A 22,135-nucleotide genomic window follows, 5' to 3' on the forward strand; every position below is an offset into this window, starting at 1 on the left:
AGGGGCTTAAATATGAACAAGATCATCATAACAACATTGCTACTTTGCACAGGGCTGATCACCACTGGATGTGAAAAAACCTACAGCGTAGCAGAATTTAAAAAAGATAAAAAATTGATGGAAGAGTGGAATGCTAAATGTGGATTCGCAGGAACTGCAAAAAATTGTGAAAACCTAAGATTAGCACAACTTGAACTTGAAAAGGAATATGAAGCAAAAGCAGCAGAAAGAAGTCGTAAAGCAGCAGAGGAGTATAGGAAAGGTATAGATGAACTTATAGCTGAACAAAAAGCTAAACATGAAAAATGGAAAGCTGAAATAGCAAAAAAAGAAGCTGAAATAGAAAAAAGAAAAGCTGAAGAGCGCGCTAAACAACAACAAGACAGTCATTAATCATGAATAAAGTTCTCATAACAACATTGCTGCTTTGCACAGGGCTCATCGCTGCTGGCTGTGAAAAAACCTATAGCGTAGCAGAATTTAAAAAAGATAAAAAATTGATGGAAGAGTGGAATGCTAAATGTGGATTCGCAGGAACTGCAAAAAATTGTGAAAACTTAAGATTAGCACAACTTGAACTTCAAAAGGAATATGAAGCAAATGCTGAAGAAAGAGCGCGTGAACGCAAAGAAGAAGATCGTAAAGCGATGGAAAGATTTGAGGCCGAAATAGAAGCTGAGCATCAAGCAAGGCAAGCAGAAATAAAAAAACTAAAAGCTGAAATGGAAAAAAGAAAAGCTGAAGAAAAAGCAAAAGAACAAGCGGAAAGAGAAGCAGAAGAGCGCGCTAAAGCTAAACAACAGGACAATAAATAATGAATAAAGTTCTCATAACAACATTGCTACTTTGCACAGGGCTCATCACAGCTGGTTGTGAAAAAACCTATAGCGTCGCTGAATTTAAAAAAGATGAAAAATTACGCCTAGAGTGGGATGCGAAATGTGGATTTGCAGGAACTTCAAAGAATTGTGAAAACATGCGGTTATCATTTTTAGAACTTGATAAGGAACGTCAGGCACAAGCAGCAGAAAGAAGTCGTAAAATTGCAGAAGAAAATCGTAAAAGAGAAGAAGAAGATATAGCTGAAATGAGAGCCAGACTTAAAAAAATGGAGGCTCATACTAAAAAAATTAGAAGAACAAAGAGCAAAACGACGTGCTGAGGAAGAACAAGAAGCAAAAGAGCGCGCGGCAAAACAACAACAAAATAACCATTAAGACATAATGAAGAGCGGAGCATCTAAATGGCAGTAGAAAGCAACGGCATATTCACTAAGATAGACAATATGTTGATGAATCCCATTACAAAAACAATGGATAACATCTATTGCGCTTTAGCTGCTCAACTTAAAGAACCTTACAGACTATACAATATATTTATGGCAACATTATGTCTGTGCCCTAGATTTATCATCACTGGTTATAAAAAACCGATAACACAAGCATAATTTAAAAATTGTGCTCAAACCTTGTAAAACTGAAAGGAAAAAGGGGAAATATTGATGAATAAAGTTCTCATAACAACATTGCTACTTTGCACAGGGCTCATCACTGCTGGATGTGAAAAAACCTATAGCGTCGCAGAATTTAAAAAAGATAAAAAATTGATGGAAGAGTGGAATGCTAAATGTGGATTCGCAGGAACTGCAAAAAATTGTGAAAACTTAAGATTAGCACAACTTGAACTTCAAAAGGAATATGAAGCAAATGCTGAAGAGAGAATTAGGGAACACAACGAAAACATGCGTAAAGCGATGGAAGAATATCGAGCCGAACTACGAGCTAGACATGAAAAATGGAAAATTGATTTTGAAAAAAGGCAAGCTGAAATAGAAAAAAGAAAGGCTGAAGAAAAAGCAAAAGAACAAGCCGAGCGCGAAGCAGAAGAGCGCACTAAAGCTAAACAACAACAGAATAATAATTAAATCAGAAATAATCGTATTTGCAAAAATTAGATAGAATGGACGTGCAATGGCATTCGAAAAAATAGATTTCTTTACCACGGCAGAAAATATGTTAATAGAACCTATTATGCAAATAATGAACGAAACCACCGCAAATCTCTCATCGGGTTTAAGTGCTCCGCTTAAAGCATCATGTACAATCTACATTATATTTATGGGGTACAATATCATCTCAGGGCGTTCTTCCATGCCACTGTGGGAATTTATAGTGACAGCTTTCAAACTTGGCATCATTGTTTCACTCGCCACAAACGCTGCTCTTTATAATGAGTGGGTCGGGGATTTATTTTTCAATAGTCTTCCTAATGCCATTGCACATGCCACACAAGGTACAATACACTCAGATAAAAATATATGGGATGATCTGTTAAACAAAGCTGTTGCACATGTTTTTGATGAAGCAAAATCTGCATCATGGCTTGCATTGGGTGCGTATCTTGTTGCTTGGATAGTTGGTTTTGCCTGTTACGTGATTGCTGCTGTTTTTTGCATAATTGGTTTTATCGTCACAATGTTTGCTAAGCTGGGTTTATTTCTCGTCATATCAGTAGGACCGCTCTTCATAAGCCTCTATATGTTTTCATCAACAAGAAGGTTTACAGAGGCATGGTTAGGACAAGTTGCAAACTTCATCATACTTCAGATATTAGTCATCTTGCTTGGTGGTATGTATGTCAAACTTGCACTGAAAATCTTTACAACAAACATTGTAGATATCATGTTTTCCTTTGGCGCATTTATGGTGGTTGGCCTTGGTGGTATTTTTCTTTTCTTCAATTTACCTAGCATGGCTTCCGCTTTAGCCTCTGGGGGGGCTTCCCTTACAGGCTCAGGAGGAGCTAAAACGATAACGAAAGGTGCAAAAAAATTAGCATCACTAATAGCACAATTAGCAAAGGCCTAAGTTCAAATGCGGGAATTTAAAAAAATTGGGATTATCTTACCATTTCTCTTTCTCAGTGGCTGTATGTCTTCACCAAACACACTGAAGTCACTCCCAAAGTGTGATGGATATTCTAAACGTCCACTCAACAGATCAATGTGGAATTGGGAAGGGAAAAAACCCACGCCCACGCCCATTATCATCAGTAACAACGCCCCTTCACCCCTAAAAGAAGGGAAGCTGGAAATGCTTCTGGCACAAAAACTAACGGATGAAGAAATCAAATCTTACAAAAATTGCGGGCAAAAAGCATGAAAGAAAAAGATATAGAACAATACATTGCTGAAGCACGCTCGTTCGATCAAGATCGCATGCTCGCCTCACGCCGCACCACCCGCGTCTCGCTTGCCATTGCCGGCATCGCAGTTGCTGTTGCAATAATGTCTTCTCTCGCGGTCATCACCCTCACGCCCCTTAAAACCGTGGAACCTTTTGTCATCCGTGTGGACAATTCAACCGGCATCACTGAAGTTGTGGAAGCCTTAAAAGAAGGTCCCACCAATGTCGACGAAGCAATCACACGCTACTTTGCTGCAAAATATGTCCGCTCCCGTGAAGGCTTCACCACAGAAGAAACACAACACAACTTCCAAACCGTCTCCCTCCTCTCTTCTTCTGAAGAACAGGAAAGATTTGCCAGCTGGTATGGAGCAAGAAATCCCCAAAGTCCTCAAATTCTCTATAAACACGCCGCTGTTACAATAACAATAAAATCAATCTCCTTTATCAATGACGATGTTGCCCAAGTGCGTTACTACAGAACCATTCATGACAACGACAACAACAAAGAATTCATCACCCACTGGGTTGCAACACTTACCTTTGAATACATCAATGCCCCTATCTCTGTCCAAAACCGTTTGATAAATCCTCTAGGGTTTATTGTTAGTGAATATAGAACCGATCCGGAAGTGGTCAACTGATCATGACAAAAAAAATTCTTTTTCTCATTCTTAACATCGCTATTACCCTTTCTTTAACGCCTAGCCATGCCAGTATTTTTCCCACCCGTGCGCCAAGCGATAGCCGCATTCGCTTTATCAACTATGATGCCTATAATGTCACAAAAATTATTGGCTCCATACGCTCATCGGTACAAATAGAATTTTCTCCCAATGAAGAAATTGCCCATGTGGCAATTGGCAACAGCGTTGCATGGGAAGTCGCCCCCGCTGGCAATATTCTTTTCCTCAAAGCGCGGGAAGTCCAACCCATTACCAATCTCCAAGTCGTCACCACAAAGCTTGATGGCTCAAAGCGCTCCTATCAATTTGAACTCATGGTCAAAGATGGAGAAATTTCCTCTGGACAAGAAACATATTTCCTTGTGAAATTTCGCTACCCACAAGAAGAAGCAGAACAAAGAAGACTCGCAGCCCTTATGCGACAAGAAAAACAACAAGCCCAGCGCATTGATAATGTCTTCAACGCTTCTGAAACCTACGGACCACGCAATTGGGCTTACACCGCTCAAGGCTCTATCACTCTTGAACCCTCCTCCGTTTATGACAATGGCAAAACCACAACATTTACATTTCCAGACAACCAAGAAATCCCTGCCATTTACATTGTCAGCAATGACGGTACAGAATCGCTGGTTCCCAAAACCACAAGAGGCAACATGGTGATTGTCCATGCCATTAGCGCACGCTTCACCCTAAGACAGGGAAAAAACGTCCTATGCGTCTTTAACGAAGCCTATCAACCAAAAGGCACCAATCCAAATACCGGAACAACCTCACCATCTGTTGAACGTAAAGTTGCATCAGATCTTTAAATAAGCGGGAATTGAAGGGGACAACACATGAGTGATAAATCAATCATCGAAGATCGCGGATCTATTGGGGATGGCAAAAACAATAGCGCCAAAAGCGCTGGCAAAAAAATAGTTGTCGCAATAGCCTGTATAGGAATCTGCGGCTATGTGCTCTGGAACATCTTATCCTCCCCCACAGAACAAAAAGACACCGCAAAAGCTCATAAAAAACAAGCACAAAACTTTCACAATTCCCTCGCTCCTTTAGAGCTCGCGCCCTCTGACCCGCGTGCAAACATAGCGCCAATAACCTTACCACCCCCACAACCACTCGCACAAGAACCCAAAAAAGATGACCCACTACTTGATGCCGCAAGACGCGCCCCTGTTCTCGCTTTTGCCAAAGGCTCTAAATCTCAATTAAAAGACATCGTCAACACGACTCTCAACCCCTTTGACAAATTCCATGCCCTTGAAAATCTCGCGAATGCGCAAAATTCTCCTGCCCTTCAAGACACACAAAATTTTGCAACCCTATTAAAGCCTACCAAAACAGAAGAAGCAAAAGCAAAAGCAAAACTCATCGGCAATAGAAACTTTATCATCGCCATGGGAACCTCTATTCCCTGTATCTTAGAAACCGCATTAAACAGTGAGCAACCAGGCTTTGCAAGCTGCATCATCAACCGTGATATCCTCTCTGACAATGGGCGCGTTGTTTTGCTTGATAAAGGAACCCAAGTGATTGGCGAATACCGCGGAGGGATAAAACAAGGTCAATCTCGCCTCTTTGTACTCTGGACAAGAGCAAAAACCCCAACCGGTGTCATCATCGACCTTGCCTCACCCGCAACCGACAGTTTAGGCAGAGCCGGTTTTGATGGCAACATCAACACCCATTGGTGGGAACGCTTTGGCTCTTCCCTTTTACTCACCGTTATTGATGGTGCCACAACAGTTTTAACAAATAAAATAGTAGGCAATTCCAATAAAGAAGGTTCAAACAACTCTGGAGGCGGCGGTTTTGAAGGCGCAAACAACACTGGAAAAGAGGCCGCCAGTATTGCTCTTGAAAATCAAATCAACATCCCTCCTACCTTAGAAAAATTTCAAGGCGAACTGGTCAACATCTTTGTAGCAAAAGATCTCGATTTTTCCTCTGTCTATAAACTAGTCGTAAAGAGCAAAAGAAACCGCTCTACTCCCAGCTATTCCTTTTTTCATTAAGCCAATAAAGTCACATTATGCCATCAGCAAAAAATGCAGAACGCGCCTCCATCGTTTTAACAAAATTAAAGATCTTAGATGACTTCCTCAATGATGACAATTTATTTGAAATTGTTATCAATCGCCCTGGCGAAGTAATCGTTGAGGGTCCCAATGGTTGGCAAACCCACATCTTAAAAGAACTAACCTACGGCGAACTAGAAGGGATTGCAAAAGTTGTTGCTGCCTACACAACACAAAAAATCAGTGTAGAAAACCCCGTTCTCTCCGCAACACTGCCAAACAACGAACGCATACAAATTGTTATGCCTCCAGCAGTTGCAGCCAATACCATTAGCATGACCATTCGTAAACCTTCATCACGCACTTTTTCTCTTGAAAGTTTACATGAAAACAATCTTTTTTCTGTTGCCCAAAACACCAGTTTCACACCCACGCAACAAATGACAGAACGATTATCCGAACTCTCTGACACAGACAAAGAGCTAACAGATCTCTTTATCGCCAAAGACTTTTGCACCTTTTTAGAAAAAGCCGTTATTACACAACAAAATATCTTAATATCGGGCAAAACCGGTTCTGGTAAAACAACCCTCTCTAAAGCTTTGATTGCAAAAATCCCTGACTATGAACGAATTCTCACCATTGAAGACACGCCAGAACTTGTCGTTCCGCACGCCAACAAAGTGCAGCTCTTTTATTCAAAAGATAATCAAGGCTTAGCAAAAGCAGGCGCAAAAGAACTGCTTGAATCAGGATTACGCATGCGCCCCGACAGAATCCTTCTACAAGAGCTGCGTGATGGTACAGCCTTTTACTATATCCGTAATGTCAATTCTGGTCACCCCGGCTCCATTACCACCGTCCACGCCTCAACAGCCCTTGCAGCCTTTGAACAAATGACCCTTTTAGTCAAAGAAAGTGACGGTGGTGGTAATTTAGCACGCGATGATATCCGCGGCTTATTAATCTCGATGATAGATGTCATCATCCAATGCAAACGCCTTGAAGGAAAATTTCGTGTAACAGAAATCTATTACGACCCTTTCAAACGCCGTGATGCTTTTTAAAAAAACGCCACCCTCACACCCTTTTTTATAAGCAAAAACTATACCAATAGAGCTTTCTTAAAAACACGATTATAAGCCGCGGATATCATCGCGTGCTAAATTACCACCATAGCTTCAAGTTCAGTGCCAATAATCGAAAATAAAAAGCAAAAAGAAGTAAAAATATCATCCCCATTCCCAATCACGCATGCGCCCCACAGGAAAACCAAAACGTGCCGAAAATGATATCTATAACCCTATATTTTCTGATTTTTTTTGACATCAACATTTGCAGGAATATAAATACCAAATTTAGTATCCGCTTCACCTTTAGCTTCAGACAAGAGCTTCACGAGCACCTTGTAATATACAAGATCCTGCTTTATGTGCTTTATCCATTATTATTCTTTTCGATATTCATCAAGGCGCAGTATAAAAATTTTCTTCAACGCATTCCTCTCTGATTTTATCAAATTACCTCAAGATGATTGACTGTAAATATCTTCGATCAACACCGGAATATTTTAACCACCAAAAAAGGGTATAACCTTATATCCCCCACTTTTACTCTTATGCTTTTAAACCTAACTTTCCTTGGCTTTCTCTCAACCCTTGCATAAGACCACCAGCATCTGAATGAGTAGCAATAAAAGAAACAATATCAAATAATTATTCAGGCGATATGGCTTCTTCTTTCACAGAAATTCAATAAGCTGCCATTTCAATCACGGTTTGCATACATCATTCAATATACGGAAAACACCCATAACGATAACGATAACGATAACGATAACGATAACGATAACGATAACGATAACGATAACGATAACGATAACGATAACGATGTAAATTAAAAGCTCATTTGAAGTAAATGATCAGAAATATCAAATATCCAAATGACAAAACAAATCTTACTTATCTTCAGCTATATCTCTTAACCCTTGTCACTTTTCTTAACCCTTGTCACTTTTCTCAACAGTTTGTTTCCGCATAAGGAATATACATATCAAATAGCAATTCTCTTTCATAAACAACTTTAGTTAAAGCAATCCGGATGAAATCAGACACCGGAAGTCCTAAACTTGCTAATATTTCATGGGCTTCTTTTTTAATGTCTATCTATGCGAGCTCGCACAACATCTTTTGTCACACCCATATTAAACCTCTTTTGATTAGCTCTCTTTTGTCATATGGCTTAATCGAGTTATGAAAATAAGATTTTATTCCTTGTCTTACCCGCGTCACATCTTTTAACCTTGTACGCTCATACACATGATTTGCTCTTGTACATGTCTCTGTTGCAAAAACTTCACCGCCGTTTGAAACTCTTTTACGCAATCTTTATCATGAGACTGTTCTTTAGGAGATGCTTTTGATAAATCAAAAATCCATATTTATGAAGTGCATCCCAAAACAACATTAAAGACAAAACCACGAAACGACATCGCTTTCACCAATATAAATCGCCGAACCCTTTTTTACGTAATTCTTAATCCTTCCTTATATGAAAGGTATAAAGGATAAACTTCGGCCATCACACCCCCCCTTTACCAACGGCTGTTTTTCTTGAATAACCATTTCGACTGCCTGCTCTCACCAGCTCTTTCTCCTGTACAACTCAAGAATTTTCACCTCTCTCTCAAGATCTCCCCTTCTCTAGAACACACCAATCCCCAAGCTTTAGCCTTCTCTTTTTCCCCTCAACCACCATAGGAACCCTCCCCTTTATTTCAAAAGGTCACCCGCTTGAGATCTACCAAATTCTAGAAACATTCCCTTTATTGCAACAAATAATTCCCGCAGCAAACATCTTTTATTTCTCAAAAGATTAGCTGATTGCTTGCCCCTTACAGCATTCAAGATTCCTCAAGCGCATCCCCCGCGCGTACATCATGATGCATAATAACATCCTTCAACTCTGTCACGACAGCATCCAACACTTCTCGTGCATCGCCTTCAGCCATAAGACGGATAACCGGCTCAGTCCCAGAAGCACGAATGACGAGGCGTGCCTCTTTTCCCAATCGCTTCTCTGCTTGATCAATAGCCGTTTTGACGGAATTTTTTTTCAAAACATTTTTATTTTTAACCGTTACATTTTTTAAAATTTGCGGTACAGGCTCAAACCGTTTACACAATTGGCTCATAGGGCTTTGGCTTTCCTTCATACAGGCTAAAATCTGCAAGGCAGCCACCAAGCCATCACCCGTTGTACCAAAATCACTAAGCACGATATGGCCAGAAGCCTCACCACCAACATTATATCCCTTTTGGCGCATGGCATCGACAACATAACGATCTCCAACTTTTGTCCTTACAAGGTGCAACCCTTTGCCGTTCAAGAAACGCTCCAGCCCAAGATTTGACATAATTGTTGTGACAACACCATTGCACCGTAACCGTCCCATTTTATGCCAATTTTCAGCAATCACAGCAATTAATTGATCTCCATCAACTGTTTGTGCTTTTTCATCAACAATGAGAACCCGATCTCCATCTCCATCAAGCGCAATCCCCACATCAGCACGCACTTCATGCACTTTTCGTTTTAAAGAGCTTAAATCGGTTGACCCACATTTTTGATTAATATTGGTCCCATTGGGTTCATCATGAATAGCAAAAACCTCAGCCCCCAATTCCCATAAAGCACGGGGAGCCGCTTTATAAGCCGCCCCATTGGCACAATCCACAACAATACGCAAAGCATCCAAGCGAACATCACGCGGCAAAGTTCGTTTGGCATATTCAATATAACGATAAATATCCCCCTCAACCCGTTTTGCATAACCAATTTCGGCAGAACTTGCTAAAGATTTTGAAAGATCTGTATCGATTAATTGTTCAATTTTCGCTTCCATATCATCTGAAAGCTTAAAACCATCAGGACCAAAAAGTTTAATTCCATTATCATAGAAGGGGTTATGAGAAGCAGAAATCATCACCCCAAGATCCGCTCGCAAAGAGCGGCAAAGCATTGCAACAGCAGGGGTTGGCACTGGACCCAATAAAAAAGCTTCCATCCCCGCAGCAGTCAATCCTGAAACCAAAGCGTTTTCCAACATATAGCCCGATAATCGTGTATCCTTTCCAATCACCACACGACGTGATTGATGTTGTGAGCGGAATAAAACCCCTACCGCCATCCCTACTTTCATGGCAAAATCGGGTGTCATTGGAAATGAATTGGCCCTCCCCCGAATTCCATCTGTACCAAAATATTTTTGCACCATGCATCTTTCCTTTAATATCTACTTTTTCCCTTGGCTTTTTTAACTCCCTAACAGCCCCCTTGGTACAATAGTCCCCCCGCTCTCCGTATAAAATCAGATCATTGATTAAACCTTCATGCATTTAGACAATCAAGCCCCCTATTCACCATCTACACATCTAAATCACTCTCAAGCAATTATGTTTACACCCTCACACATAAAAGCAATATTATCTCCTCAAAATGCTCTACACATCCCTTTAACACAACCAACGGATAATCTCACACACTTGCTAAATCCGTAAAGAAACCCAGCACCAAACCTCATACCCTACCACATCAGGCAAGGAAATCTATCGCCTAACCTCACAACTCCTACCACATTAGAAAAGCAACAATCCACCTCGCCTTGTAGCATGCTAAAGCCGTCATCATACAACGGTTTTGTTTAATTTTTTGCTTCCATATTTTTGCAAATATTACAAGAAAGGCGCAAACAAAACTTGCGCCTTTCTCAAAAAATTTAGCAGTTTTCCTAAAACATCGTCACTCAAGCGATACTAAACAGTTCTTATTTTTCTTTATCATCTCCCGCAGTATTGGACTTCTTTTCAGCATTACTTTTAGAGCGATTGACTGATTTTGTAGTAGCTTTTGTGCTTTGCGCTTTTTTCTCAGTCTCATCCGATTGCACTTCTTTAGACTGAGTCTCCTTAGGCTCAACATTACCGGATTTTGCTGTTTTTTTCCCAACAGCTGCCTCTGCTTTGTCTGCCTCGCCTTTATCGGTCTCTACTTTATGAAGCACTGTTTTAGAGACTGCTTCAGCATTTTGTTCATCAATCACTGTTGTCTCTGCTCTGAGCGTTCCAGTTTTTGGAACAGAGGACCCCCGTGGTGGTGCATTCTCATCTTTCTGTGTGCGTGAAGGAGGCTTTCCTGCAATGACTTCGTTAATTTCAGCTCCCGTTAAAGTCTCATATTCCAACAAACCTTGTGCCAAAGCAAACCATTCTTTTCTTTTTGTTTTCAAAATATTTGTCGCATTTTTATAGGCATCATCAATAAGCTTACGCACTTCCATATCAATCATGCGCGCTGTTTCTTCAGAGACATTTTGTGTTCGCGCAACAGAATGACCTAAAAAGACTTCATCTTGGTTATCCCCATAAGCAACATTTCCAAGCAGATCAGAAAATCCCCATCGTGTAATCATTGCGCGCGCTAATTTGGTTGCTTGTTCAATATCAGAAGAAGCACCAGATGTGATATTTTCCTTTCCAAATTTCAATTCTTCAGCCACGCGTCCACCCATCATAATGGCCAGACGAGAAATCATCCAACGATAACTCATGGAATAGCGATCACCTTCAGGCAATTGCATCACCATTCCCAACGCCCTTCCTCTTGGGACGATTGTTGCTTTGTGAACAGGATCAGCAACTGGCACATTAAGAGCCACAATAGCATGTCCTGCTTCGTGATAAGCAGTGAGCTCTTTTTCTTCTTGTGTCATAGCGGTTGAACGACGTTCAGCGCCCATCATCACTTTATCTTTGGCATCTTCAAATTCTTGCATGGTGACGACTCTTTTATTACGGCTCGCAGCCATAAGAGCAGCTTCATTGACCAGATTCATCAGATCTGCACCAGAAAATCCTGGTGTTCCTCTTGCCAAAATTTTCAGATCAACGTTGGGGGCTAAAGGCACATTGCGCACATGCACTTTCAAGATTTGTTCACGCCCAGAAACATCAGGGTTCGGCACAACAACTTGCCGGTCAAAACGCCCTGGTCTCAATAAAGCAGGATCAAGCACATCGGGACGGTTTGTTGCAGCAATAAGAATAATACTTTCATTAGGCTCAAATCCATCCATTTCGACAAGCAACTGATTTAAGGTTTGCTCACGTTCATCGTTTCCACCGCCTAGTCCAGCACCCCGATGGCGTCCAACAGCATCGATTTCATCAATAAAGATAATACAAGGCGCATTCTTTTTAGCCTGTTCGAACATATCACGCACACGGCTTGCCCCAACACCTACAAACATTTCCACAAAATCAGAGCCTGAAATGGTAAAGAATGGCACATTGGCTTCACCGGCCACAGAGCGTGCCAACAAAGTTTTACCGGTTCCTGGAGGACCAACAAGCAAAACACCACGTGGAATACGCCCTCCTAAACGTTGAAATTTTTGTGGTTCGCGTAAAAATTCAACAATTTCTTGAAGATCTTGCTTTGCTTCTTCAACACCAGCAACATCTTTAAAAGTAACACGTCCTTGCGCTTCATTAAGCAATCTTGCTTTTGACTTCCCAAATCCCATTGCACCACGCGATCCATTTTGCATTTGCCGCATAAAAAAGACCCACGCCCCCACGATAATAATAACAGGCAACAAGGAAAAGAGGAGATTGAGGAAAATACTATTTCCAGAGCTTTCAGGAATAGCTTTAACATTGACGTTTTTGCTTTCCAATTTTTGTATCAAACCTGGATCTCGTGGAGCATAGGTTGAAATAGTTCTATGTTCAATGGTTTGTCCTGTTAATTTTTGACCCTGAATGGTCACAGATTTCAACTCATTATTCTCAACTTTTTGCAAAAATTCAGAATAGGAGACTTCTCCACCACCAGAACGTTGACTATCTCCATTAAAGAAAGAAAACGACACAATCAAAATCAAAGCAATAACTCCCCAAATGAGGAGAGAGCGGTAATTGGAATTCATATTCAGCCCACTTAATCAAATCTAGATTTCAAACAGTTCCCCTTAACATATAACCTTGTCAGCCCCTTGCCAAGAGATGAGAAGCTGTTTATTTTCTTTTAGAGTAATTTTCCCTTTATCTTTTCACCTCAATATTAAAAAAAGGTTCCACAACATTCACCAGCGCAGCATCTTCGCGAGAGGAAAGCCAATCGAAAGGCGCCATAATCCGCTTGATGATAACATTTTTATAAACAACCGCTTGAGAAATCAACTCTGGAATATCATACCCTTTATCGTTTGAGATCATCAGCAGCGATTGTAAAGAGGGAAAATGAGGCTTTTCAAGCTCAAAGTCGCTATTTTTTAATAAAAATTTCAGCTGTTCTAAATTTGCTGCTCCAACCTTTATAGCCTCAGATCCATGATTTGTAATCTGATAGCGCCCATCCCATATAAAAGTTTTGTCAGGCTCAACGATAGCCTCTTTCATATTTCGCCCTTCGCGCCACAAAGCAATTCCATTTTTGTTATATTCAATAACAGAGCCCGCATAAGTAAAACGCTGCTTTTCTGAAGAATGGAGACAGAGTTTTTGAACAAGCATGCTTAATTTTTGATTGGGGAGCAAATAAAATCCCCCTCCCATCAGCACCGCAAAGAGCCCCACCACGAAAGGAAAACTGGAATGTTTCTGTAAAAATAGCGCAGGCTTTGCTATGAAACAACGCCCATGTTGGACTGTAATATCCAGCGCTAAGATCAAATCAGCAATATTTTTGGCTTGTTGACGACGCTGCAATGCGGCTTCATTTATTTTTTGAGCAATATAAGCCAATTTTTGCGGAGAAAGAGATTGACGCACGCGCACACGTTCAAAATTGCGATCTTCATTGGTTGGATCATCAATCCATGTTTGTCCTTGTAAGCGTAAATAATTCCGTAATGTTTGGCGTTTTACACCAAGGAGTGGACGAATCAAACGCACTTTTCTATGCAACAATGCCTCACGCGGAATACAGGATAAACCGCGCTCATAAAGGGGACTATAGTTTTTTTGAGCAATATTTTTTCTCGTTTCTCTAGCATAAACCTCATCACGCATACCATCGGCTTCAGCGCACAACGCACCAGCAAAACCACTGGTATAAAGCTCATCACGCATGGCAACAGCTTCACTATACAAAGCACCTCTATTCTTTTGGAGACGTTGATACCGCATTTGATAGGTTTCAACCTGATCATTGAGTGTATGCCCCGTCATAATAAGTGATGCACCTTGTTTTTGTGCTTCTTTAACCAAGAGATCATAGCGTGCAACACGAGCACTGGAAGCAATATGCGTCTTTGGCTTTTCGCCTTCCCACCGTACAATGATATGTTTAATGTGATGGGCACGACAAATTTCCGCAACAATTTCTGCTTCACGCATCGATTCTTTACGCAATTGATGATCAACCGTGACAACAATCATTTCCGGAGGAAATGCGAGAGTCTCCAAATGTTCTTTGACCAAAAACATCAAAGCCAAAGAATCACTTCCCCCTGAGACGGCAAGAATCAACTTCTGACATTGAATAAAATCCGATGTTTTAAAGAGATTTCTTGCCAGTCTAACGCACACCGAAAACGACCTCGCTGTTTATTTTGCAGGTTTACAAAAAACAGATGCTAATGTTTGTTGACGTTTTGATTTTTTCACAAAATGAGCACAATCGTCTTTATTTGGCTCAAGAGCGACCATACTTCTTGCTAATTTTAGCAAAATCTCGGAGGTATAGAGCTTCTTTTCATCTGCATACCATGCCCTAAGATAAACTTGTGCTGCTTCATGATAGCGCTTTTGTCCCAATAAAGATTCTGCCAACCAAAACAAAGCATCATCACTTAAAGGATCTTTTTTGTAACGGTTTTGAAAAGTGCAAAAGGTTTTTTCAGCTTCAACATAGTTGGCAGAACGAATAAAATCATACCCTTCCTTATACAAAGCTTTAGAAGAAGAAAGAGTACCATCTATACTCTGTTGTGCTTCAATTGGAGCACTTACATCATGCGCTTTGTTAAAAGGTTGACTGTTTTCATGGTCATGGCTCTCCACCTTAGCTTCCACAGCAGCAACCTTTGTCTGATCACCTGTACTATGGTCCTGCTCCATCTCTTCTTTTACAGTCTGAACTTGTTCATCCACAGCGGCATTTTCAAAGGGACAAGAATAAACAGAAGAGTCTTGTTTATCAAAAAGCCGATGAAACTGCTTGTTAACATTTTTCAAATTATTATGTTCAAGCACTGCTCGTATCTCATGCAAAAGCTTATCTAAATCATAATCTTTAAATAAAGCCTGTTGATTCTCTAAAATAATCCCTTGGTGCTCCATAACATCCGAAGCTTTTTCCGCCGCATCAGATGCCTCATCAGTAGCATCAGGTGCCTCCTTCACAGCATCGACAGCCTTATCAACAGCGTCAGTGGCTTTTTCCAACACATCAGATGCTGCTTTATCAGCTGCTTCCGGTGCTTTCTTTACAGCATCAGACGCCTTATCAACAGCGTCAGTGGCTTTTTCCAACACATCAGATGCTGCTTTATCAGCTGCTTCAGGTGCTTTCTTTACAGCATCAATAGCCTTATTAACAGCGTCAGTGGCTTTTTCCAACACATCAGATGCTGCTTTATCAGCTGCTTCAGGGGCTTTCTTTACAGCTTCAGTTGCCTTATCAACAGCGTCAGTGGCTTTTTCCAACACATCAGATGCTGCTTTATCGGCTGCTTCAGGGGCTTCTTTCACAGCATCGACAGCCTTATCAACAGCGTCAGTAGCTTTTTCCAACACATCAGATGCTGCTTTATCAGCTGCTTCAGGGGCTTCTTTCACAGCATCAACAGCCTTATCAACTGCGTCAGTGGCTTTTTCCGCCGCATCAGATGCTGCTTTATCGGCTGCTTCAGGGGCTTCTTTCACAGCATCAGACGCCTTATCAACTGCGTCAGTGGCTTTTTCCGCCGCATCAGATGCTGCTTTATCAGCGGCTTCAGGGGCTTCTTTCACAGCATCAACAGCCTTATCAACAGCGTCAGTGGCTTTTTCCAACACATCAGATGCTGCTTTATCAGCTGCTTCAGGGGCTTTCTTTACATCATCAGTTGCCTTATCAACAGCGTCAGTGGCTTTTTCCGCCGCATCAGATGCTGCTTTATCAGCGGCTTCAGGTGCTTTCTTTACATCATCAGTTGCCTTATCAACTGCATCAACTTTATCCGTATCATGTGCAGGATATTCGGAAGCCTTTCGTGCCGCACTTTGAACAAGTGAAGTAGAACAAGCTATGAAAACCCCCATATAAAAGAGTGTTTTCCAATTGATTTTACGATACATTCTTTTTTCCCCTTAAGAGCTTATTAAATAATTGAAACAAACAATCTTATTTTTAATGACTATTCATGTCACTCAACGTTGTCACAGCACGTCGATTTTGATTCCAACAGGAAATATCATCACATACCGCTACAGGTCTTTCTTTTCCGTAAGAAATTGTTTGAATCCGTTGTGCAGACACACCAAGAGACACCAAATAGTTTCGCACAGCAACAGCACGGCGCTGTCCAAGTGCCAAGTTATATTCACGTGTTCCCCTCTCATCAGCATGACCTTCGATCATAATAGAATAATAAGGATAATGAAGCAACCATTCTGCTTGGCGCGTTAAAATACGTTCAGCATCAGCATCAAGTGAAGAAGAATCGAGACCAAAAAACACGCGATCACCCACATTAACCGTAAATTCTTGTCCTGAACCTGGTGACATCTGATTCAAACCAGCATCATTCATATAAGCGCCATTCATACCGTTAAGTGCACCGACATTTTTTTTGCCACACCCACCCAAGCATAGTGAGAAAAGAAAGAGGATAGCTAAGGAATGAGAGATGGTTTTTTTGGTAGAGCGCATAGTCCGTTTCTCCTTGAATTTCGTAAAGAAGGGTCAATTCTTAAAAATATTTTTAAGAATAACCGTTAATTCCTAATGAAGACGAAATTTTTTCTATTTTTTTGGTCATCATTTTTACTTTTAAGTCTCTGCCAATTTTCCTTCTCTTCAGCCATTCCTCTAACATTTCTATAAGAAATGTTTCCCTTATGCGTCATGGTTTTTTATGCATCATCTTGATCTTGATCTTGATCTTGATCTTGACGATTTTTTTGCAGCGCGTTCAGCTTTGCAAAAACTTTATCAGCGTCAAAAGTCTTATGCAGATTTTCTTCACCCTCATTTTCCTCTAGAGCAGCGTTTTCCGTCAGAGAAGCGGGAAGTAACGACCTATCTTCTTCTGCCGCAACAGGGCGATTTTTCGCCGCACGCTGGAGCTCAAAATCTAAATCGATTTGCGAACACAAACCAAGCCCTACAGGATCAAGAGGAACCAAATTTGCACTATTCCAATGGGTTCTAAGGCGGATTTGTTCAATTGTCGCTTTTGTTGTCCCAATCAACCGTGCAATTTGTGCATCTTTCAACTCGGGATGGTTCGTAACCAACCATAGGATACCATTGGGACGATCTTGGCGTCGAGAAAGAGGGATATAGCGCGCCCCTTTACGTTTTTTTTCAGGAATATGCACCCTCGATTGAGAAATTTTCAAGCGTGCATTTTGATCAGCCTCCACCCGTGCAATTTCACTACGCGTCAATTGCCCAGAACTAATCGGATCTAAACCTTTAATACCATAAGCCGCATCACCATCGGCAATAGCTTTTACTTCCAAGACATGCAATTTACAAAATTCTGCAATCTGATCAAAAGAAAGAGCTGTATTATCAACCAACCAAACAGCTGTTGCTTTGGGCATCAAAAGTTGCGTTGCCATTTTTATAAATCCTCTTCTGCGCCTCTTCTATGAGGCAGGTTACCGCCCACTCAAGAGCACTGGAACTTTTTTATATGTTTAGGTCTCTCCAACCACTCCTAAAACAAAGCGCGGCATGGAATAAACCATTTTGCTATGAAATTACATTCTGTTATAGCGTTATTTTTGCTCAACGACAAGAGATCTCTCTTGTAATGATCCTCAACTAAGGTGTCTTTACCTTTAAGATGAATTTTCTTATAAAGGGTTTATTCGATTATTTCACCTCATGCTGTGGCACATTTATTCTGGTGGGATGCGAGCTTTATCGCCTTAAATTCTAAAGAGTGTCCAACTGGAAAGAAAGCCCTCAAACAGGAAGGAAAACTATGGCAGGCCATTCACAATTTAAAAATATTATGCACCGTAAAGGGCGTCAAGATGCTATGCGCTCGAAAATATTTTCTAAGCTTGCGCGCGAAATTACCGTAGCAGCAAAACAAGGTGCTCCTGATCCAGCCATGAATCCACGTTTAAGGCTGGCTGTTCAAAATGCCAAAGCACAATCGATGCCGAAAGATAATATTGAACGCGCGATTAAAAAAGCGTCAGGCACCGATGTCGAAAATTATGATGAAGTACGCTATGAGGGCTATGGACCAGGTGGCGTTGCCGTCATTGTTGAAGCTTTAACCGATAACCGCAACCGCACCGCTTCAAATGTGCGCGCCGCCTTCACAAAATCAGGAGGAGCCTTAGGGGAAACAGGATCGGTCAGTTTCATGTTTAATCGGATTGGTGAAATAATCTATAAGCCAGAAGCAGGGACAGCCGATAACATCATGGATGCAGCAATTGAAGCCGGTGCCGAAGATGTGCAATCAGAAGAAACCGGACATCATATTACCTGCGCATTTGAAGATATTGGTGAAGTTTCAAAAATGCTTGAAGCAAAACTTGGTGAAGCAGAATCGATTAAAACAATTTGGAAAGCCACCACCCTTGCACCAATAGATGAAGAAAAAGCTTTGTCCGTTTTACGACTGATTTCAACATTAGAAGAAGATGATGATGTGCAAAATGTTTATGCCAATTTTGATGTCAGTGATGAGATTTTGGCAAAATTATCTGTATAATTTCCATCATTTGCACAAGCCCTCTCTTCATTCATGAGAGCTTCAAAAGCATTTGTCATTCTTCTTCTTTATCCGCACATATAAAAGCCCCGCGTCAATAGCGGGGTAAGCCATTGGTGCAACAAAAAACCACAATCAATCGCAGAAAACATAATCCCAAAAAGAAAGCATACAAAGCTCTGTAGTCTCACGCCTTTCTTACATGCCCAAAAAATTATCCCTATATCCCCTCTCTATTCGATCTTGTTGTTCTTTAAGATTAACCTCCCCACCCTCAAGTGATGAAAATGATCTAGCCTGTAAACAATTCGGATTTTCCTAACGTATTCCTATGACGAATCACTCATAAAATTCACTTGAAACTTAAGGCTCAACAAACATGCACTCCCCTAAATATTCGCCACGCACTTAAAAACACTTAGAATATATCAAGGAGGTTTATACGTCCTATTTATACGCCCTATATCACCACACTTCAAAGGACAGTGTTTTTACAACATCACAGAATAAAAATAAGCAAATGGAAAGCCAGAGCTGATTGTTTAGCAAAGTATTGTACAAAAAGCCGGTACATCTCTCTAATCTGTTGCGGATAAATTTTTGACTTTATGGCATTAACTTTATGGCATCGTATATTTCTAAAATAACGTCATTTATCTTAAAAATCTGTCCTTTTGCTCTTACCAATCAATCAATATTCAGACCTAAAACAACCGCGTACTTGAATAAAACACATCAGAGAGCAACAGCCCCCTGACAAGACCAAACTCTTCACAAACAAAATTGAAGAGGAAGTTTAAAAAAATATATATAGCGACACTTTGAATAAAAAGTTGAAATCTAGAGATCTCAGAATTTTCGGCTCTATTTTTTCAAGGTATTGTTTTGAATTTTTTTAAGCATTTTCCCCCAAGGAAATTCCATTATCGATCAACAACCGTAGATGATAGATGAAACCTACATAACTCCCCATGCCCACTATAATCAATTCCTTCTTTTAAATAATTAAAAACTATTGAGATTGTGTAAACTTGAGACTGTATTCCTTCTATATTCTGTTTTTAAGCATTTTGTTTTATTGTATATTGAGCAAAGGCGACCATGCTGGATCTGAAGCATCATTGGGGGTGGGTAATTGACGTTCATTGCGACCCGTAATATCAATCGTATAGATTTTTGGTCCCATACCGGGATTTTTGCGAAAGAACATCAGCACACGACCATTGGGGGCCCAAGTTGGTCCTTCATTGTGAAACCCTGTGGTTAAAATTCGTTCTCCTTGTCCATCAGGGCGCATAACACCGATAGAAAATTGTCCGTTTAATTGTTTTGTAAAGGCGATATAGTCACCCCGTGGAGACCAAATAGGTGTTGAATAACTCCCCTCGTTTAAAGAAATACGTTGAATATCACTCCCATCCGCATTCATTTTATAGATTTGCGGCTTTCCACTACGATCTGAAGAAAAGACGATTTGTTTTCCATCCGGTGAATAAGAAGCAGAAGTATCAATAGCAGAAGTTGTTGTAAGTCGCGTCATCGTACGGGTTCGTAAATCCATGGTGTAAAGATTGGCACTCCCATCATTTTGTAACAAACTCATGATAACCTTTTGTCCATCAGAAGAAAAACGTGGAGCAATTGTCATGTTATTAAACGTTCCAATCAACTCTCTTTGCCCCATTTCAATTTGTTGGAGATAAACATGAGGTACTTGATTGTCCTCATAAGCCATATAGGTCATTTCTTGTCTTTTTGGAGAAAACCGCGGTGTAAGCACCAATTCACTTCCATCAGACATATAAATCAAATTTGCGCCATCTTGATCCATCATTGCTAAGCGTTTAACGCGTGCATTTTGGGGGCCTGTTTCATCGATAAAAACAATTCGTGTATCAAAATAACCACTTTCTCCTGTCATCTCACTATAGATCTCATCTGCGATCATATGTGCCACACGCCGCCAACGTTCTGTCGCAGTATAAAAACGCCGTCCTTTCAATTGCCTTTGTCCAAAAACATCCCATAAACGAAAGTCGACCCTCAAACGTCCATCGACTTCTCTCATGACCTGCCCAGTAACTAAACCTTGCGCTTTTATTTTCTGCCAAGAAGCAAAATGCGGTTGTTTATTAGGATTAGAAATGTTTTCAAAAAAAATTTCTTTATCAAGTGGTAAAAAAAGCCCCGACCGTTCAAGATCGGCTGTCACCACAGCAGATATTTTCAACCCAATCGAATCATTGGAAATAAAGTCTGTAATTGCAATGGGAATGGGATTAAAATCAGCGCTCGAAATAGTTCCTTTCAATTGCGCATAACCGGATGAAATACTTGAAAGCCACAACCCACAAGTGACAATAAACCAAGCAAAAACTTTATGTCTCGTTATAGTCATCATAGAATGTGTCCTTTCGTTAAGCGCTTTTTTCTCGTTTATCATCTTATTTCTTGGAGGGGATCAACATTAAAGTCAAAACCTTGCCCCCATAGATCATATTGATCACGTGGCAGATCTGCATAAGGTTGGCATGAAAAGACAGCAGCATATACCTGCCTTATCATAATAGCTTGTTGACTCTCAAGGCCGCTTACGGGATCAATGATAGGATCACCCACAACCATCCCTTCACGGTCTAAGTAAAATCGCAACCGCACAACCGGACGGTTTTTTAAATCGCCGCCAAGCGCCACAAGTTTAAGCTTCTGTTGAATACATCCCCCCGCAATATTGACCAATGTTTGTGCCATTTTTGTGGTATCATTAATATTTTTTCTTGCACCCAAAGCTTCTGGTGTATGAGAACGTTTTGCTCCCCCTCCTTGTGACCGCGCACGATTGAGCAAATTATTTTCCTCCAGAGCTAAAATATCTTCAATGGTCTGTTTCTCTTGGTTTTTCTTGTTAAGCTTTGGCGTCTTTTGATTCAATGCAGCCTCATTCTTCTTTGGAAATTCTCCGTCAAACTTTGGTTTAAACTGTGGAAGAAGAGATTTTTCTGGAAGTACAATTTTGGGCGCTTGATGAACAATCTGCTCTGCTGATACTTTTGGGACCGTTGGAGCCAATTCTTTTGGCGATATCATTTCTTCATTTTTGTGCGCAGGCTTGAGCGCAACCTTAGAGGCATCCTCCGGTGCCTCCAAAGGCGTCTCAGGTGCAGCCTTGGGCGCATCCTCCGGTAGTGCCTCCAAAGGCATCTCAGGTGCAGCCTTGGGCGCACCCTCCGGTGGTGCCTCCAAAGGCATCTCAGGTGCAACCTTGGGCGCATCCTCTGGTGCCTCCAAAGGCAT

At 40.9% G+C, this 22,135-nt stretch carries 18 protein-coding genes and 2 pseudogenes; 11 read left to right on the plus strand and 9 right to left on the minus strand.

All coding sequences use genetic code 11. The annotated features are described in order from the left end of the window. Positions 1 to 12: 12 nt before the first annotated feature. From ACFILW_RS02345 to virB11, 10 genes and pseudogenes are all read left to right on the plus strand, one after another. Positions 13 to 393, plus strand: coding sequence for an EexN family lipoprotein (locus ACFILW_RS02345; RefSeq protein WP_375685060.1), 381 nt, complete (start codon positions 13 to 15; stop codon positions 391 to 393). 2 nt (positions 394 to 395) lie between these two features. Beyond that, positions 396 to 815 (plus strand): EexN family lipoprotein, encoded by a 420-nt coding sequence (locus ACFILW_RS02350; protein ID WP_375685062.1) that lies wholly within the window; start codon positions 396 to 398, stop codon positions 813 to 815. Beyond that, positions 815 to 1,217: pseudogene (locus tag ACFILW_RS02355) on the plus strand (EexN family lipoprotein). Before ACFILW_RS02350 ends, ACFILW_RS02355 begins: the two are co-directional and overlap by 1 nt. A 284-nt stretch (positions 1,218 to 1,501) precedes the next feature. Further along, entirely contained in the window at positions 1,502 to 1,924 is a 423-nt protein-coding gene (locus ACFILW_RS02360; protein WP_375633406.1) for an EexN family lipoprotein, read from the plus strand. Positions 1,925 to 1,970: 46 nt separating this feature from the next. Further along, positions 1,971 to 2,867 (plus strand): type IV secretion system protein, encoded by an 897-nt coding sequence (locus tag ACFILW_RS02365; RefSeq protein ID WP_375685064.1) that lies wholly within the window; start codon positions 1,971 to 1,973, stop codon positions 2,865 to 2,867. Positions 2,868 to 2,873: 6 nt separating this feature from the next. Beyond that, a complete protein-coding gene (locus ACFILW_RS02370) occupies positions 2,874 to 3,161 on the plus strand; it encodes a type IV secretion protein VblB7 (protein ID WP_375685066.1) in 288 nt (95 codons plus the stop codon). After that, entirely contained in the window at positions 3,158 to 3,829 is a 672-nt protein-coding gene (locus ACFILW_RS02375; protein ID WP_375620969.1) for a virB8 family protein, read from the plus strand. Before ACFILW_RS02370 ends, ACFILW_RS02375 begins: the two co-directional genes overlap by 4 nt. A gap of 2 nt (positions 3,830 to 3,831) precedes the next feature. After that, positions 3,832 to 4,683: a P-type conjugative transfer protein VirB9 gene (virB9, locus tag ACFILW_RS02380; protein ID WP_375685068.1), complete on the plus strand. Its 852-nt coding sequence runs from the start codon at positions 3,832 to 3,834 to the stop codon at positions 4,681 to 4,683. A gap of 27 nt (positions 4,684 to 4,710) precedes the next feature. Continuing rightward, positions 4,711 to 5,889 carry a type IV secretion system protein VirB10 gene (gene virB10 / locus ACFILW_RS02385; RefSeq protein WP_375685070.1) on the plus strand — a complete coding sequence of 393 codons (1,179 nt, stop codon included), beginning with the start codon at positions 4,711 to 4,713 and terminating at the stop codon, positions 5,887 to 5,889. A gap of 17 nt (positions 5,890 to 5,906) precedes the next feature. Next, on the plus strand, positions 5,907 to 6,959 hold the full coding sequence (gene virB11, locus ACFILW_RS02390; protein WP_375685072.1) for a P-type DNA transfer ATPase VirB11: 1,053 nt from the start codon (positions 5,907 to 5,909) through the stop codon (positions 6,957 to 6,959). Between the two features lie 951 nt (positions 6,960 to 7,910). On the opposite strand, the gene ACFILW_RS02395 is transcribed toward virB11, so the two are convergent. The 7 genes from ACFILW_RS02395 to ACFILW_RS02425 form a co-directional block, all read right to left on the minus strand. Continuing rightward, the gene (locus tag ACFILW_RS02395; RefSeq protein WP_375622631.1) at positions 7,911 to 8,006 is read right to left on the minus strand and encodes a hypothetical protein; all 96 of its coding nucleotides are present in this window, start codon (positions 8,004 to 8,006) and stop codon (positions 7,911 to 7,913) included. Between the two features lie 788 nt (positions 8,007 to 8,794). Beyond that, a complete protein-coding gene (gene glmM, locus ACFILW_RS02400; RefSeq protein ID WP_375685074.1) occupies positions 8,795 to 10,168 on the minus strand; it encodes a phosphoglucosamine mutase in 1,374 nt (457 codons plus the stop codon). 549 nt (positions 10,169 to 10,717) lie between these two features. Beyond that, positions 10,718 to 12,880 carry an ATP-dependent zinc metalloprotease FtsH gene (ftsH, locus tag ACFILW_RS02405; RefSeq protein WP_375685076.1) on the minus strand — a complete coding sequence of 721 codons (2,163 nt, stop codon included), beginning with the start codon at positions 12,878 to 12,880 and terminating at the stop codon, positions 10,718 to 10,720. A gap of 115 nt (positions 12,881 to 12,995) precedes the next feature. After that, complete coding sequence (gene tilS, locus ACFILW_RS02410; protein ID WP_375685078.1) at positions 12,996 to 14,483, minus strand: tRNA lysidine(34) synthetase TilS; 1,488 nt, start codon at positions 14,481 to 14,483, stop codon at positions 12,996 to 12,998. Between the two features lie 18 nt (positions 14,484 to 14,501). Beyond that, complete coding sequence (locus ACFILW_RS02415; protein ID WP_375685079.1) at positions 14,502 to 16,235, minus strand: tol-pal system protein; 1,734 nt, start codon at positions 16,233 to 16,235, stop codon at positions 14,502 to 14,504. A 52-nt stretch (positions 16,236 to 16,287) separates the two neighbouring features. Beyond that, positions 16,288 to 16,809: a peptidoglycan-associated lipoprotein Pal gene (pal, locus tag ACFILW_RS02420; RefSeq protein WP_375622621.1), complete on the minus strand. Its 522-nt coding sequence runs from the start codon at positions 16,807 to 16,809 to the stop codon at positions 16,288 to 16,290. 203 nt (positions 16,810 to 17,012) lie between these two features. Next, the gene (locus ACFILW_RS02425) at positions 17,013 to 17,726 is read right to left on the minus strand and encodes a DUF1013 domain-containing protein (RefSeq protein WP_375685081.1); all 714 of its coding nucleotides are present in this window, start codon (positions 17,724 to 17,726) and stop codon (positions 17,013 to 17,015) included. 368 nt (positions 17,727 to 18,094) lie between these two features. Between ACFILW_RS02425 and ACFILW_RS02430 the strand changes: the two genes are divergently transcribed. After that, entirely contained in the window at positions 18,095 to 18,841 is a 747-nt protein-coding gene (locus ACFILW_RS02430) for a YebC/PmpR family DNA-binding transcriptional regulator (RefSeq protein ID WP_375622617.1), read from the plus strand. A gap of 1,075 nt (positions 18,842 to 19,916) precedes the next feature. On the opposite strand, the gene tolB is transcribed toward ACFILW_RS02430, so the two are convergent. Continuing rightward, positions 19,917 to 21,242 (minus strand): Tol-Pal system beta propeller repeat protein TolB, encoded by a 1,326-nt coding sequence (gene tolB, locus ACFILW_RS02435; RefSeq protein WP_375685083.1) that lies wholly within the window; start codon positions 21,240 to 21,242, stop codon positions 19,917 to 19,919. A gap of 38 nt (positions 21,243 to 21,280) precedes the next feature. After that, positions 21,281 to 22,135, minus strand: a pseudogene (locus tag ACFILW_RS02440) (cell envelope biogenesis protein TolA); the annotation flags it as partial.

Origin of the sequence: Bartonella sp. TT110JLCBS (assembly GCF_042193405.1) — a bacterium.
GTDB lineage: Bacteria > Pseudomonadota > Alphaproteobacteria > Rhizobiales > Rhizobiaceae > Bartonella.

Excerpts from the sequence above, each read along its gene's own strand:
- glmM (WP_375685074.1), bottom strand. The coding sequence starts at position 10,168 with ATGGTGCAAAAATATTTTGGTACAGATGGAATTCGGGGGAGGGCCAAT.
- ACFILW_RS02370 (WP_375685066.1), top strand. The coding sequence starts at position 2,874 with ATGCGGGAATTTAAAAAAATTGGGATTATCTTACCATTTCTCTTTCTC.
- ACFILW_RS02350 (WP_375685062.1), top strand. The coding sequence starts at position 396 with ATGAATAAAGTTCTCATAACAACATTGCTGCTTTGCACAGGGCTCATC.
- virB9 (WP_375685068.1), top strand. The coding sequence starts at position 3,832 with ATGACAAAAAAAATTCTTTTTCTCATTCTTAACATCGCTATTACCCTT.
- virB11 (WP_375685072.1), top strand. The coding sequence starts at position 5,907 with ATGCCATCAGCAAAAAATGCAGAACGCGCCTCCATCGTTTTAACAAAA.
- ACFILW_RS02425 (WP_375685081.1), bottom strand. The coding sequence starts at position 17,726 with ATGGCAACGCAACTTTTGATGCCCAAAGCAACAGCTGTTTGGTTGGTT.
- ftsH (WP_375685076.1), bottom strand. The coding sequence starts at position 12,880 with ATGAATTCCAATTACCGCTCTCTCCTCATTTGGGGAGTTATTGCTTTG.
- ACFILW_RS02430 (WP_375622617.1), top strand. The coding sequence starts at position 18,095 with ATGGCAGGCCATTCACAATTTAAAAATATTATGCACCGTAAAGGGCGT.
- ACFILW_RS02365 (WP_375685064.1), top strand. The coding sequence starts at position 1,971 with ATGGCATTCGAAAAAATAGATTTCTTTACCACGGCAGAAAATATGTTA.
- tolB (WP_375685083.1), bottom strand. The coding sequence starts at position 21,242 with ATGATGACTATAACGAGACATAAAGTTTTTGCTTGGTTTATTGTCACT.
- ACFILW_RS02415 (WP_375685079.1), bottom strand. The coding sequence starts at position 16,235 with ATGTATCGTAAAATCAATTGGAAAACACTCTTTTATATGGGGGTTTTC.
- pal (WP_375622621.1), bottom strand. The coding sequence starts at position 16,809 with ATGCGCTCTACCAAAAAAACCATCTCTCATTCCTTAGCTATCCTCTTT.
- ACFILW_RS02345 (WP_375685060.1), top strand. The coding sequence starts at position 13 with ATGAACAAGATCATCATAACAACATTGCTACTTTGCACAGGGCTGATC.
- ACFILW_RS02375 (WP_375620969.1), top strand. The coding sequence starts at position 3,158 with ATGAAAGAAAAAGATATAGAACAATACATTGCTGAAGCACGCTCGTTC.
- virB10 (WP_375685070.1), top strand. The coding sequence starts at position 4,711 with ATGAGTGATAAATCAATCATCGAAGATCGCGGATCTATTGGGGATGGC.
- ACFILW_RS02360 (WP_375633406.1), top strand. The coding sequence starts at position 1,502 with ATGAATAAAGTTCTCATAACAACATTGCTACTTTGCACAGGGCTCATC.